The 14,123-nt window shown below is 43.9% G+C and carries 11 protein-coding genes; 1 reads left to right on the forward strand and 10 read right to left on the reverse strand.

The window, feature by feature from the left end; translation table 11 throughout:
• Positions 1-415: 415 nt before the first annotated feature.
• Both secA and AC19MX_RS18845 read right to left on the reverse strand, forming a co-directional pair.
• On the reverse strand, positions 416-3,136 hold the full coding sequence (gene secA, locus AC19MX_RS18840; protein ID WP_432403782.1) for a preprotein translocase subunit SecA: 2,721 nt from the start codon (positions 3,134-3,136) through the stop codon (positions 416-418).
• Between the two features lie 58 nt (positions 3,137-3,194).
• Positions 3,195-4,094 carry a M23 family metallopeptidase gene (locus AC19MX_RS18845; protein WP_432403780.1) on the reverse strand — a complete coding sequence of 300 codons (900 nt, stop codon included), beginning with the start codon at positions 4,092-4,094 and terminating at the stop codon, positions 3,195-3,197.
• A 27-nt stretch (positions 4,095-4,121) separates the two neighbouring features.
• Between AC19MX_RS18845 and AC19MX_RS18850 the strand changes: the two genes are divergently transcribed.
• On the forward strand, positions 4,122-4,574 hold the full coding sequence (locus AC19MX_RS18850; protein WP_188958953.1) for a DUF721 domain-containing protein: 453 nt from the start codon (positions 4,122-4,124) through the stop codon (positions 4,572-4,574).
• A 3-nt stretch (positions 4,575-4,577) separates the two neighbouring features.
• Here AC19MX_RS18850 and lpxC read toward each other — a convergent pair whose 3' ends face one another.
• The 8 genes from lpxC to murD form a co-directional block, all read right to left on the reverse strand.
• A complete protein-coding gene (gene lpxC, locus AC19MX_RS18855; protein ID WP_432403778.1) occupies positions 4,578-5,498 on the reverse strand; it encodes a UDP-3-O-acyl-N-acetylglucosamine deacetylase in 921 nt (306 codons plus the stop codon).
• 211 nt (positions 5,499-5,709) lie between these two features.
• The gene (gene ftsZ / locus AC19MX_RS18860; protein WP_432403775.1) at positions 5,710-6,876 is read right to left on the reverse strand and encodes a cell division protein FtsZ; all 1,167 of its coding nucleotides are present in this window, start codon (positions 6,874-6,876) and stop codon (positions 5,710-5,712) included.
• Positions 6,877-6,902: 26 nt separating this feature from the next.
• On the reverse strand, positions 6,903-8,138 hold the full coding sequence (gene ftsA / locus AC19MX_RS18865) for a cell division protein FtsA (RefSeq protein WP_101088499.1): 1,236 nt from the start codon (positions 8,136-8,138) through the stop codon (positions 6,903-6,905).
• Positions 8,135-8,905, reverse strand: a complete 771-nt coding sequence (locus tag AC19MX_RS18870) for a cell division protein FtsQ/DivIB (protein ID WP_498299472.1) — start codon at positions 8,903-8,905, stop codon at positions 8,135-8,137. The genes ftsA and AC19MX_RS18870 overlap by 4 nt, the downstream gene beginning before the upstream one ends.
• 112 nt (positions 8,906-9,017) lie before the next feature.
• The gene (gene murC, locus AC19MX_RS18875) at positions 9,018-10,484 is read right to left on the reverse strand and encodes a UDP-N-acetylmuramate--L-alanine ligase (protein WP_498299474.1); all 1,467 of its coding nucleotides are present in this window, start codon (positions 10,482-10,484) and stop codon (positions 9,018-9,020) included.
• 1 nt (position 10,485) lies between these two features.
• On the reverse strand, positions 10,486-11,589 hold the full coding sequence (gene murG, locus AC19MX_RS18880; protein WP_432403768.1) for an undecaprenyldiphospho-muramoylpentapeptide beta-N-acetylglucosaminyltransferase: 1,104 nt from the start codon (positions 11,587-11,589) through the stop codon (positions 10,486-10,488).
• Positions 11,589-12,803: a cell division protein FtsW gene (gene ftsW / locus AC19MX_RS18885; RefSeq protein WP_498299525.1), complete on the reverse strand. Its 1,215-nt coding sequence runs from the start codon at positions 12,801-12,803 to the stop codon at positions 11,589-11,591. Before ftsW ends, murG begins: the two co-directional genes overlap by 1 nt.
• Positions 12,793-14,115, reverse strand: a complete 1,323-nt coding sequence (gene murD, locus AC19MX_RS18890) for a UDP-N-acetylmuramoyl-L-alanine--D-glutamate ligase (protein ID WP_498299476.1) — start codon at positions 14,113-14,115, stop codon at positions 12,793-12,795. Before murD ends, ftsW begins: the two co-directional genes overlap by 11 nt.
• Positions 14,116-14,123 lie beyond the last annotated feature (8 nt).

The following is a 14,123-nucleotide window of genomic DNA, read 5'->3' on the forward strand; positions in this document are numbered from 1 at the left end:
CCTGTGAATGTCCACACAGATTACTTGATAAATTGTTAAAGAGCGTTGACCGTTTCAGTAGGTCAGGGCTGCGTATTCTACGCATTCCCTTTATGGCGTCAAGTGTTTTTTCAAACTTCTTTTTGCCGTTATCTCTGCCACCTCAATGGCTTGATAACACTCACCGGCTTTTGCTTTCGCTGTCTGCCGTGTCAGTGGATGCGCATTATAGGCAGCTTAAGATTTAGTGCAAGCGCTTTTACGTAAAAAAACGATCTTTTTATGATCTTTTATCACTTTGGCTACTTAACTACATGTTACGCACTATTTACCCCCAAAGTTATCCACAATAGCCCGATTTTGTTGGGATTTAGTCTTACCTAGAAATAAAAAAGGCAGCGTATATACGCTGCCTTTTAATTCGTGAAATGGATTATTAACTTAACTTTCCATGGCACTGTTTGTATTTTTGACCAGAGCCACATGGACAAGGATCATTACGACCGACTTTTTCACCATCACGAATAACGGTGCGCGGTGTTTCTGGTGCTTGTTCTTCTGATCCCGTTAATGATTCTGCTGCTGCGTGTTGATAAGCGTGTTGTATTTTTGCTTCTTCATCACGGCGACGCTGTTCCATTTCATCAACATCAGATTGGGCTTGCACCTGAACTTTAGACAGTACGCTGATAACATCATTCTTTAATGATTCGAGCATTTGCTGGAATAATTCAAATGATTCACGCTTGTATTCCTGTTTAGGGTTCTTTTGCGCATATCCACGTAAGTGAATGCCTTGGCGTAAATGATCCATTGCAGCTAGATGCTCTTTCCACAATCCATCTAACGTTTGCAGCATTACCGCTTTTTCAAATTGACGCAGCACTTGCGCCCCGACCATTTGCTCTTTCGCTTGGTAAGCTTCAGTCCATGAACCTAATATCCGTTCACGTAACGTTTCTTCGTGTAAGTCTTCTTCTTTATCTAACCATTCTTGAATAGTGAGTTTGAGATTAAATTCATTACTGAGACGTTGCTCTAAACCTTTAACATCCCATAACTCTTCAAGTGACTGTGGTGGGATATACTGGTCGACAATACCGGCAATAACATCTTGTTCGATGTTTTTAATGGTATCTTCAATACTCTCAGCGTCCATTAACTCATTACGTTGTGCGTAGACAACTTGGCGTTGGTCGTTGGCAACATCGTCATATTCAAGAAGTTGCTTACGAATATCAAAGTTACGCGCTTCTACTTTGCGTTGAGCATTTTCAATTGCACGCGATACCCAGGGATGCTCAATAGCTTCACCCTCTTCCATACCAAGCTTTTTCATCATGCCCGACACGCGGTCTGATGCGAAGATGCGCATTAAGCTGTCTTCCATCGATAAGTAGAAACGTGAAGAACCCGCATCACCTTGACGACCCGCACGACCACGTAGCTGGTTATCGATACGGCGTGACTCATGACGCTCTGTACCTAAAATGTGTAAACCACCTGCTGCAAGTACTTCGTCGTGACGTATTTGCCAATCTGCTTTAATTTTAGCTTTTTGTTCTGCAGTTGGATTATCTAACGCTTCAATTTCCATGTTCCAGTTACCGCCTAATACGATATCTGTACCACGACCAGCCATGTTAGTTGCAATAGTCACTGCACCTAAACTACCGGCTTGGGCAACAATTTCAGCTTCTTTCTCATGGAATTTAGCATTAAGCACGCTATGTGGAATGTTAGCTTTTTTCAATAATGAATTAAGCAATTCTGATTGCTCAATGGACACGGTACCGACTAATACCGGCTGACCACGTTCACGACAACCTTCGATGTCTTTAATAATGGCGGCATATTTCTCTGGTGCAGTCAGATAGACTAAGTCGGCCATATCGTTACGAACCATAGGACGGTTAGTTGGCACCACAACGGTGTCTAATCCATAGATGTGTTGAAATTCGAATGCTTCAGTATCTGCGGTACCTGTCATACCGGCCAGTTTTTCATACTGACGGAAGTAGTTCTGGAACGTAATTGACGCTAACGTTTGGTTTTCATTTTGGATATTAACACCTTCTTTAGCTTCAACAGCTTGGTGTAATCCTTCTGACCAACGGCGACCTGGCATGGTACGACCGGTATGTTCATCAACAATAATGACTTCATCATCTTGAACAATATAGTCGACATCTTTTTCGAATAATGTATGCGCACGTAATGCGGCATTAACATGATGTAATAAAGAGATGTTAGTGGCTGAGTAAAGTGAATCACCCTCAGCTAACATGCCTTTTTCGATAAGAAGCAGCTCAACTTTCTCTTGGCCTCGTTCAGTTAAATGAACTTGCTTGCCTTTTTCGTCGATGCTGTAATCGCCTTCACCAATTTCATCTTCGGTGTCTTCTTTATCTTGGCGAATTAAACTTGGAATTAACAAGTTAATTTTAGCGTATAGCTCTGAGCTATCTTCTGCAGCACCTGAAATAATTAATGGCGTACGAGCTTCATCAATTAAGATTGAATCGACTTCGTCAATCAGTGCGTAATGCAGTGGGCGCTGTACACGTTCTTGTGGTGAAAACGCCATGTTGTCACGAAGGTAGTCGAAGCCAAATTCGTTGTTAGTACCATAGGTAATATCAGCATTATAAGCTTCTTTCTTTTCATGTTGACCTAAACCGGCAACGTTAATGCCTACGGTTAAGCCTAAGAATTCAAATAATGGACGGTTGTTTTCAGCATCACGACGCGCTAAGTAATCGTTTACGGTAATAACGTGAACACCTTTACCTGATATTCCGTTAAGGTATGCAGGTAATGTTGCCGTTAATGTTTTACCTTCACCGGTTCTCATTTCAGCAATACGGTTACTGTCTAATACCATACCGCCAAGTAGCTGTACGTCGAAGGGGCGCATATCGAAAACACGTTTTGACGCTTCACGAACTACCGCGAAAGCTTCAGCCATGATGCCGTCTAGGTTTTCGCCGCCGTCTAAGCGCTGACGAAACTCTTCTGTTTTGGCTCTTAACTCTTCATCAGATAGCTTTTCATAGTCAGCCTCTAATGCGTTAATTTGATTTACGATTTTGCCGAGATTTTTCAGAGTGCGATCGTTGCGACTTCCGAATACTTTTGTCAGTAGTTTGCCTAACATCTTAATCACTTATCTGTTGTAGGTTTGGCTCATTTGAGCGCATTAACCGTTAATATTATTAACTTGCTTTGCGGTAAACGTACTCTTGTGGATCTATTTGTTGCTTACCGCGCAACACTTCGTAATGCACATGGGGGCCGGTTGAACGGCCTGTGCTTCCCATACTGGCAATTTTATCGCCTTTGGCAACCACGTCACCTACGTTTACTGACAGAGATTTATTATGACCATATCGAGTGCGAAGACCATTACCATGATCTATTTCGACTAACTCGCCATACCCAAGCATGCTTCCTGACCATGTTACAACACCTGCTGCAGTTGCTGTAACATCCGCCCCTTCTTTACCAGCAAAATCAATGCCTTTATGCATTGTTCGTCGGCCGCTAAAAGGGTCATTTCGTAAACCATAGGGCGAAGATAACCAACCTTTATCGATTGGCCGCCCTGATATATAACGCTCTTCATCTATATGGAGATTAGATGCTACTGTTTCAAGTAGGGATAACTGAACATTATTATTATCAATTCTGGATGCCAGCTTACTCATTTCATCGATAAGCTGACTTAATTCGACGCCATTACCTATTTCGCTTAAACCACCGAGTCCAACTTCTGTAGAGAAATCAAATTGATCATCAAGGAGGTTATTTTGCGCAACTTGTTGGCCAAGGGCTTCAAGTCGGGTAATTTTGGCTTGCATTTTCGCCACATGAGCAACAAGTGCTGCTAATTGGGTTTCAGTTGCGGTTTTGAGTTCAATCACTTGTTGCGTTTGCTGTTGACGTAATTGTTTGTTTTCGTCAACTTTAGCTTGTTGGCTAGCAAAGCGGTCAGTGTTGTATTGATATATTCCAGTGCCTGTGGCCATAAGAATAATAGGTAGGAGTAACCACCGTTTGCTGGGTTGCCAACGTGTTACGCCATTTCGACCTTGAATAAAAACTGTTACACTCATAGCCTAATTCAGCCATCTTATTATCATATGAAAAAGCCCCCTCAAGATCTCAGTAATTTAGTCCATTTGTCTGGGAGACTGCCTGAACTTGCCGAGAAAGCAGAACTATTAAATAATCTGAATCAATATGTAAAACAGACATTAAATGGTCCTGTAGCAGAGCAGCTTAAAGTTGCTAATCTCCGCCAGGGTGTTCTTGTTATTGAAACTACATCTGCAGCATGGGCTGCAAGAATAAACTTTCAAAAGCAGAAGCTATTACAACAGCTTCAAATTGACACGCTTCCGATGCTTACCGCTATTGAAGTTAAAGTCAATCCTGGGCTTGCATTAGTTAAACCACAAGTTAGCACCAATCAAAACGTTATTAGTACCACTGCAGCACAACATATTGAAGCATTAGCGGAACATGTCGATGGTACGCTAGGTGAAAAACTAAAACGGCTGGCTGCATTAGCCAGCCGTAATAGGCAATCTTAACGATTAAGCGTGCGCGAGCGCACCCGGAACCATGAAGCTGACGGGAACATCAGCCTCTTTGTCAAAGCTGACTAACTCCCATGCATCTTGCTGAGCAAGTAATGCACGCACGAGTTGGTTGTTTAACGCATGTCCGGTTTTATAAGCAACAAATTCGCCAACGATGGCATGACCTGCAACATACAAATCACCAAATGCATCGAGAATTTTGTGCTTAACGAATTCGTCTTCATAACGCAGACCATCAGGGTTTAATACACGATATTCGTCAAGTACAACGGCATTTTCCATGCTGCCACCAAGTGCAAGATTATTTGCACGTAGGTATTCAATATCACGCATAAAACCAAATGTTCTGGCACGACTAATGTCTTTAACAAACGCTGAAGTTGAAAAATCCATAATCATGTGTTGTTGACTACGGGCAATTTCTGGATGAGCAAAGTCAATTTTAAAATCAACTCTAAACCCTTTAAAAGGTTTTAGCTCAGCCCATTTATCACCATCTTCAACACGCACGGGTTTGGTAATTTTCAGGTATTTTTTCGGCGCCGCTTGTTCTTTGATGCCTGCACTTTGCAGTAAGAACACAAACGGGCTTGCACTACCATCCATAATCGGGATTTCTGGTGCATCGACTTCGATAATTGCATTATCGATGCCTAAGCCGGCAAGTGCCGCAAACAGATGCTCAATCGTTGATATTCTAATACCAGCATCGTTTACTAAGGCTGTACACATAGTGGTTTCACGCACCATATCGGCCTTGGCTGGAATAGACACAGCTGGGCTTAAATCGGTACGCTTAAGTACAATCCCTGTATTTACTGGTGCGGGCATAATGCATAGAGTCACTTTATTGCCAGAATGCAATCCGACTCCAGTGCTCTTCACCATTTTTTGAACAGTTCTTTGAAAAATCATTCATTAACCCGTAAATATCAATATTAAACAAATAGTTGCAAAAATAGCCTAAGACTATCATGCAGAGCTGGTATGACATGCTACCATAAGTTTGGATTTTCACAAAAAAATCACTGACCCAGTAGCAAATCCGTAAACCGGCTTGCAACATAACCTTTATTACAACAGCGTACTCATTAATCACGCGAAAACATCACGTTTTATCCGAGTTTTAGTCAGCCTGCTTACGTAAGAATGCTGGAATATCAAGATAATCAGCATCAGGACGTTGAGAAGGTTGTTGCTGTGGAACCGCGTTGCCTTTTGGCGCCGCATAGCTAGTTTGAGGAATCACTTCTTCAACAGGCTCTGGACGAGGCTCAATGGCAACTGGCTCTGGACGTGCAACAGGTTTAGACACCAATTGAATGTCTGGCTTTTTCTCTGCGCCAATACCGGTAGCAACAACAGTCACACGTAACTCGTCGCTCATTTCAGGATCAATGACAGCACCAACAACAACAGTCGCATTGTCTGATGCGTAAGCTTTAACGTGGTTACCCACAGTTTCAAGCTCTTCGATTGTAATGTCCATACCTGCGGTAATGTTAACCAATACGCCACGCGCACCCGCTAGATCAATATCTTCAAGTAATGGGCTGGCCACTGCAGCTTCTGCAGCTTCTTCAGCGCGATCATCACCACGTGCGACACCGGTGCCCATCATGGCATTACCCATTTCAGACATTACCGTTTTCACATCGGCGAAATCGACGTTGATTAGACCTGGACGAGTAATTAACTCTGCGATACCTTGAACTGCACCAAGTAGTACGTTGTTAGCTGCAGCGAATGCATCAAGCAATGAAGTACCACGGCCAAGCACTTTAAGCAGCTTTTCATTTGGGATCGTAATTAACGAATCCACGTGTTTAGCTAACTCGGCAATGCCCAGTTCTGCATAGGCCATACGCTTTTTACCTTCAAAAGGAAAAGGCTTGGTCACTACAGCAACAGTTAAAATACCTTCTTCGCGCGCAATTTCTGCTACGACAGGTGCGGCACCAGTACCCGTACCACCGCCCATACCGGCTGCGATAAAGATCATATCTGACCCTTTAATGGCAGCACGAATATTTTCGCGATCTTCTTCAGCGGCTTGACGACCCACATCTGGGTTTGCACCAGCACCAAGGCCTTTTGTCACATCACGTCCAAGCTGGATTGTAGAACCCGCGCTTGATTTACGTAATGCTTGCGCATCTGTATTTGTGACGATAAATTCAACACCTTCGATGCTGTGTTTTACCATATGTTCGACAGCGTTTCCGCCGCCACCACCGACGCCGATGACCTTAATCACCGCTTCGTCTGAATGAGTGTCCATGATCTCAAACATTGTCTGATCTCCGTATGTCTGCGTTATTAAAATTCACCTTTAAACCAACTTTTGACCCGATTCAAAAAGCTGGTAACCCCTTGACGCTCTGGTCGCTCGAACTGACGTTCGATAACTCGCCTAGCGCCATAATGAAGCAAGCCTATTCCTGTTGAGTAAATAGGTTGATCCACATATTCGTATAACCCTTTTACAGGCAACGGTGATGCCACACGAACTGGCATACCAAATGTTGCCTCGGCAATGTCAACTGCACCTGATATTGAGGACGTGCCTCCGGTGAGTACAATACCTGCTGCAATTTGGTCTTCTAACCCACTGTCTTGCAGCTGCTTAAGCACGAGCTCAAACAATTCTTGATATCTTGGCTCAACAACTTCAGCCAATGTATGCCTGGACATACTGCGCGAAGGACGACCGCCTACTGACGGAACTTCAATGCTGTCTTCGCGGCTTACCGTTGAACTTCTTGCGCTGGCAAATTGCACTTTAATTTGTTCGGCATGCGTTAACGGTGTTCTAAAAATTTTAGCGATATCACTGGTCACTTGATTACCCGCGACTGGGATAACCGCACAATGACGTAATGCGCCGTTGGTATATACAGCAATATCGGTCGTTCCACCACCAATATCGACGATACATACGCCTAAATCTTTCTCGTCGTTAGTCAGTACAGAGTCTGCTGACGCAATCCCTGAAAACACTAAGTCGTCGACTTTTAACCCACAACGTTCAACACTTTTGGTTATGTTTTTGGCCATATCATTGGCGCATGTCACGATGTGCGCTTTGGCTTCCATTCGCATGCCGGACATTCCAATAGGGCTTTTAATGCCATCTTGAACGTCGATTGAATACTCTTGCGGTAACACATGCAAAATACGGCGCTCTGTCGGTATTTTTACTGAGCGAGCGGTATGAATAACATTATCAACGTCTTCTTGAGTCACTTCTTCGTCGTTAATTGACACCATGCCGTTTTCATTTTGACAAGCAATGTGCTTACCCGAAATGCTTAAATACACTGACGACACTTGGCAATCAGCCATTAACTCAGCCTGATCTAATGCACGTTGCACACTGCGTACTATAGAGTCGAGATCGTTAACACCGCCCTTGTCCATACCACGTGAAGGATGGTTACCTAAACCAATGACACTAATCTCACCATCAGGTAATACTTCACCAATGATCACTGCGACCTTGGATGTCCCTATATCTAGCCCCACGATGAGGTTTCTTTCCTGATTTTTGGTCATTTATTGTCGACTCTCTGTTTTGAATCACCCCAGCCTACTGCAAACCCGGTATCGTAACGTAAATCAACGGTTGCAACTGGTTTATCACTTTGCTTCAACGTCGGATACACATTAATAAAGCGTTGTATCCGTGACATTTTATCTTCTCGCCCGAGCTCAATTTCAATCCCGTTGGCTAATACTGCATGCCAAGCATGACGAGGACTTAAACGTAAATTGACTAAGGTGAAGCCATTTATTGTTAGTAAATCATTTAATTGCTGAAAACTGGTTAACACCTCTTGCTCAGTTCCTTCTGGACCTGATAAGAGTGGTAAACTGGTGTGTTCTGCATGCGCAAGCGCTTCAAAAACCTCACCATTTACATTCAACCACGCGGTGTTATTCCAATGTGCCACTGCTTGTTGCTCTTGCAGAGTCACTTTAAATTTTGCCGGCCACTCTCGTCTTACTGAAGCATGATAAACCCACGGTAAGGCTTCTAATGCTCTTTGCACATCAAGTACATCTGCGCTAAAAAAACTATTTTGCATTAACGATTGCAGCGCATTTTTAATCTCGTCATCGGTGGTGTAAAGCCTCTCACCTTTAACGGCTACCGCCTCAATGGGCAGAGCATCTGCATCATTAAGCAGATTATGAAGCTGTATTCCACCCCAAACAACTGTGCCAAGCACACATAGTAAAAACAGTACGCCAGTGCAAAAATACCAATTTACACGAGCTAGATTCTGTTTTAATTGGCGCCCTTTATCGCTCCACGACACCTTAAATCCGCCTCTGACGTTGTTCCGGGGTTAGCCCCAAAAGATCGGCCATTATATCGACCAATCCTTTAGGATTAAAGCTCGATTTTTCAACACAACAATTGATGAAAAATCAATCATTTCCTTGTTCTTCTTGCTGACCTTTAAATCCTAATTCGCTAAGGGCTAATTCTTTCGATAATGCCCCGATATTGCCTGCACCTTGAGTAAAAAATAAATCACCATCCTGTAATACATCTGGCAAGACAGCGGCTAATTGATCTGGGCTGGCAACAAAAATAGGATCAATTTGCCCACGCAAACGAATTGAACGACACAACGCTCGTCCATCAGCACCTGGAATAGGTGCTTCACCTGCGGCATAAACATCAAGTAGCAGTAAACAATCGACTTGCGACAACACATCAACAAAGTCTTCATATAAATCACGTGTACGACTATAACGATGCGGTTGATACGCCATAACGAGGCGTTTATCTGGCCAACCCGCTCGCGCAGCTTTAATCGTTGCCAGCACTTCACTTGGATGATGACCATAATCGTCGACCAACATGACACTACCGTTAGGAGTCGCAAATTCACCTAGGTGCTGGAATCGACGGCCAATGCCTTCAAACTCTGCTAACGCTTGTACAATCGAGTTATCATCTATGTCGTCTTCACTTGCTACCGCTATCGCGGCTAAAGCATTCAATACGTTATGCTGCCCAGGTAGATTTAAGACAATGTCTAAATCATCCTTATTATGGCGTTTCACAGTGAAGCTTGATTGATGGCCATTTTGCGCAAAATTAATCGCTTGCACATCGGCATCTTCACTAAAGCCATAAGTCACTACCTGGCGACCAATACGCGGCATAATTTCACGGATGACATCGTCGTCAATACACATAACGGCAACACCATAAAACGGCAAGTTATGTAAAAAATCGACAAAGGTGGTTTTTAACTTTTCAAAGTCGCCACCATAAGTATCCATGTGATCCGCTTCGATATTGGTGATCACACTGACCATTGGCTGCAAGTGCAAAAAGCTTGCATCGCTTTCATCCGCTTCAGCAATCAAATAACGGCTTTTGCCTAAACGTGCATTAGTGCCTGCGCTGTTGAGCAGTCCACCAATCACAAATGTTGGATCACGCTCTGCCTGACCATACACACTGGCAATTAAACTGGTGGTTGTTGTTTTACCGTGAGTGCCAGCAATAGCTACACCATGACGATAACGCATCAGCTCTGCCAGCATTTCAGCACGGCGAACAATCGGAATACGTAATTCTTTTGCAGCAATAATCTCAGGGTTTTGCGGGTTAATTGCGGTAGACACCACCACCACATCAACTTGCTCAACACTTTGGGCCTGATGGCCAATAATGATTTTTGCACCCAAGCTTTGTAGGCGTTCTGTTACGCTATTAACCGCAATGTCAGAACCACTGATTTGATAGCCTTCATTGACTAACACTTCGGCAATACCACCCATGCCAGCACCACCGATGCCAACAAAATGAATGCGCTTGATCCGTCTCATTTCAGGGATCATGCTACGAAGTTGTGCGTATCTTTCTGTCTTTGTCATTTCAACCCTTTGTTGCAACTGAGGCACAAATATCTGCTACTCGTTGAGTGGCATCTAACACTGCAACGCCTCGTGCTTTTCGGCCCATTTGGGCGAGTTCTTCTCTATGTTCAGCAAACAACTGCAATTTTTCAGCAAGATTGTCTGCATTTAAAATCGTTTGCGGTAATAAAAAGCCTGCACCGGCATCAACCAACACTGACGCATTTACGGTTTGATGATCGTCTACTGCATGTGGATAAGGCACCAAAATACTTGGAAGCCCTACTGCGGCGAGTTCAGATACGGTTAACGCACCTGAGCGACAAACAACCACATCTGTCCAACGATAAGCGGCTTCCATATCATCAATAAATTCGGCCACATTAACCGTGTCTAGCTGGCCTAATTGCTGATAACTGGCTTTAACTGCAGTATGGTTATTTTTACCCACTTGGTGCCATACCGTAATCGAGTGATGTTTGCTTAAATGAGCTACCACTGCAGGCATCACATCATTGAGCACTTTGGCACCTAAACTGCCACCGACCACTAAAATGCGTAACGCATCGACTTGCGGCTTTTTGGTTTGTTCACCTAATGCGATAAGCTCTTGGCGAATAGGATTACCAACAACTTCCACATTCGCGACGTTATTGCCAAAGGTATTGGGAAACGCGCACAATACTTTTTTAGCAATTTTAGACAGCAATTTATTTGTCATTCCGGGTATTGCATTTTGCTCATGCAAAACGACTGGTACACCCGATAACTTACCCGCTACACCGCCAGGGCCGCTGGCAAATCCACCCATGCCTAAAATGACATTCGGTTTAAAATCATCTATCACGGCTTTAGCTTGAATAATCGAACGCACTATTTTAAATGGTGCGGCTAATTTTCTAATAAGGCCATTGCCGCGAACACCTTTAATATCAATAAACTCAATATCAAAGCCGTGCTGAGGCACTAAACGCGCCTCCATTCGGTCAGCCGTGCCTAACCAACGCACTTGCCAGCCTTTTTCAGCCAAATATTTCGCCACTGCCAGAGCAGGAAATACATGCCCGCCAGTGCCGCCTGCCATCACCAAAATACGTGGAGAACGACTCACATTGCTATTCATTAACTTGTTCTCCCTTGGACGGCTTGCACCAAACTCAGCCGGCGCTCGTAATCAATTCTGACCAGTAACATCACCGCCGCGGTCATGACCCATAAACTACTGCCGCCATAACTAATAAAGGGAAGTGTTAACCCTTTAGTTGGCAGCATACCAATACTGGCGCCCACGTTAACGACTGTTTGGAAACACACCCAAATCCCGACGCCGTATGCCACGTAGCTTTCAAATGGACGCTGCATCTTTAAACACAAGTTGCCTAATCTAATCGCACGGATAGCCACAAAAAATAACGCCAGCAACACCATAATGATGCCAACAAAACCGAGCTCTTCACCTATCACGGCAAAAATAAAGTCGGTATGTGCCTCAGGTAAATAAGCTAACTTCTGAATACTGTTACCTAAACCTTGGCCAAACCAATCACCACGGCCATATGCCATTAATGATTGTGTTAACTGATAACCACTACCAAATGGGTCTTCCCATGGGTCCATAAACGAGGTCACTCGTCGCATACGGTATGGCTCAAACAATATCAGCAGCACAAATGTGATGACCCCTAACAAAATCAACGCCATAAAGTCGATGATTCTGGCGCCGGCTAAAAACAATAAACTTACCGTACACACGAACAATACCACCACGGTACCCAAGTCAGGCTGCAATAGAATTAACAATGCAAATAAACCATATACACCAATAGGTTTAATAAAGCCTTTACGGTTTTCGCGTAACTCACCATGACGCCTAACCAAATAGCCTGCCATGTAAACAATAAACACAAACTTGGCCATTTCAGCGACTTGAATACGTATTGGCCCAATAGACAACCAGCGCCTTGCGCCGTTTACCGAGGTACCAATAAACAATACGGCAATGAGCAATACCAGTACGCCTAGCATCAACATGCCACTGTTTTTTTCCCAGTAGCTAACCTCAAACTTCAACACAAAAAACGCAATCACCACACAGCCAACTAAATACAGCACGTGGCGATACATAAAATAAAATGGATCGCCAGTTAGCTTTGTGGCTTCCGGCATAGAAGCCGACATCACCATGACAAAACCAAAACACATCAAGCCAATAATCGCCACTAAAAAACTGCGATCATACAGCGGCATTCCCGGTGCACTTTTGTCAGACAACAATGACGGTAAAGCCCAATTCAAGCCTTGTTTAAACAAGCTGAGTTGTTGCTCGTTACTCGCCATCGGGTAACGACTCCACACATTGCTTAAAGTCATCGCCACGAGCCATAAAGCTCTTATACATATCTAAACTGGCACAGGCAGGCGACAGTAAAACGATATCACCAGACGATGCTAATTCTGCCGCTTTGGCTACCGCTTCTGCCATACTATTAACGGCTATTGAGTCTGCTTTTAACTTGGCAATTTTAGGTCCATCACGACCTAACGTAATCAGCTGAGTAATGTTAGCCAGCGGTTCAGTAAGCGGACTGAAATCACTGCCTTTACCGTCACCGCCCGCAATTAAATATAAATCACCCAGGTGCGAATTTAACCCTTCTAATGCAGCAACGGTTGCACCTACGTTTGTGGCTTTTGAGTCGTTAATATACGACACACCTTGTTTGACACTGATCAATTCACAGCGATGGCTTAAGCCAACAAAATGCTTCGCGACATCAACCATCGACTCTTTATCGACACCACAGGCATACGCGAGTGACATTGCCGCAAGTAAGTTGGCGTGGTTGTGGCTACCAATCAATGACACTTCATTTAAGTTAACAATCTCACTGTCGCCATGAAAAATCTTGCCATCACTTAATCCCCAAGCATCGCCTTCTGGTACGCCAAGGCAAAAATGATTTTGGTTCATTGGCTCTAATGGATACGTGAGCTCATCATCAAGGTTATACATCACAAATCGACTTTGTGGGTATAAACGTAATTTGGCTTCGCGATACGAGTTCAAGTCACTGTAGCGATCCATATGATCTTCGCTAATGTTTAAACAGGTCGCAGCAATACAATTTAACGAATGCGTGGTTTCCAACTGAAAACTCGACAATTCAAGCACATAAAACTCAGCATCTTCGCTGAGTAAATCCAATGCCGGCGTGCCGATATTGCCGCCAATGGCGACTGACATACCGGCTTTTTGCAGCATCTCGTAAACCAATGTGGTCACGGTAGATTTACCGTTTGAGCCGGTAATACCAACAACACAAGGTTTACGATCGGCAATCTCACGAGCAAATAACTCTACGTCGCCAATGACTTCAATACCCATGTCCAGTGCAGCACGCACTTCAGGGGTATCAATAGGTACACCAGGGCTGATAATGATCTGACTCGATTGCACTAAGTAGCGACAATCAAACCCACCCTTTATTAATTCAATATCTGCAAATTCTTGTGCCAGTGTCTCGGCCCCAGGAGGATTACGACGACTGTCCATCACTAAGGGCTTAATGCCCTTGGTTGCTAAAAAACGCACGACTGAAAGCCCTGTAGCTCCCAAGCCTAAAACAATGTGCGTGTACTTAGATTGCATAATATCTA

It is taken from the genome of Shewanella sp. MF05956, assembly GCF_059758055.1.

Bases quoted from the DNA above. Each gene is read 5' to 3' on its own strand.
- secA (WP_432403782.1), bottom strand. From the start codon at position 3,136: ATGTTAGGCAAACTACTGACAAAAGTATTCGGAAGTCGCAACGATCGC.
- AC19MX_RS18845 (WP_432403780.1), bottom strand. From the start codon at position 4,094: ATGAGTGTAACAGTTTTTATTCAAGGTCGAAATGGCGTAACACGTTGG.
- AC19MX_RS18850 (WP_188958953.1), top strand. From the start codon at position 4,122: ATGAAAAAGCCCCCTCAAGATCTCAGTAATTTAGTCCATTTGTCTGGG.
- lpxC (WP_432403778.1), bottom strand. From the start codon at position 5,498: ATGATTTTTCAAAGAACTGTTCAAAAAATGGTGAAGAGCACTGGAGTC.
- ftsZ (WP_432403775.1), bottom strand. From the start codon at position 6,876: ATGTTTGAGATCATGGACACTCATTCAGACGAAGCGGTGATTAAGGTC.
- ftsA (WP_101088499.1), bottom strand. From the start codon at position 8,138: ATGACCAAAAATCAGGAAAGAAACCTCATCGTGGGGCTAGATATAGGG.
- murC (WP_498299474.1), bottom strand. From the start codon at position 10,484: ATGACAAAGACAGAAAGATACGCACAACTTCGTAGCATGATCCCTGAA.
- murG (WP_432403768.1), bottom strand. From the start codon at position 11,589: ATGAATAGCAATGTGAGTCGTTCTCCACGTATTTTGGTGATGGCAGGC.
- ftsW (WP_498299525.1), bottom strand. From the start codon at position 12,803: ATGGCGAGTAACGAGCAACAACTCAGCTTGTTTAAACAAGGCTTGAAT.
- murD (WP_498299476.1), bottom strand. From the start codon at position 14,115: ATGCAATCTAAGTACACGCACATTGTTTTAGGCTTGGGAGCTACAGGG.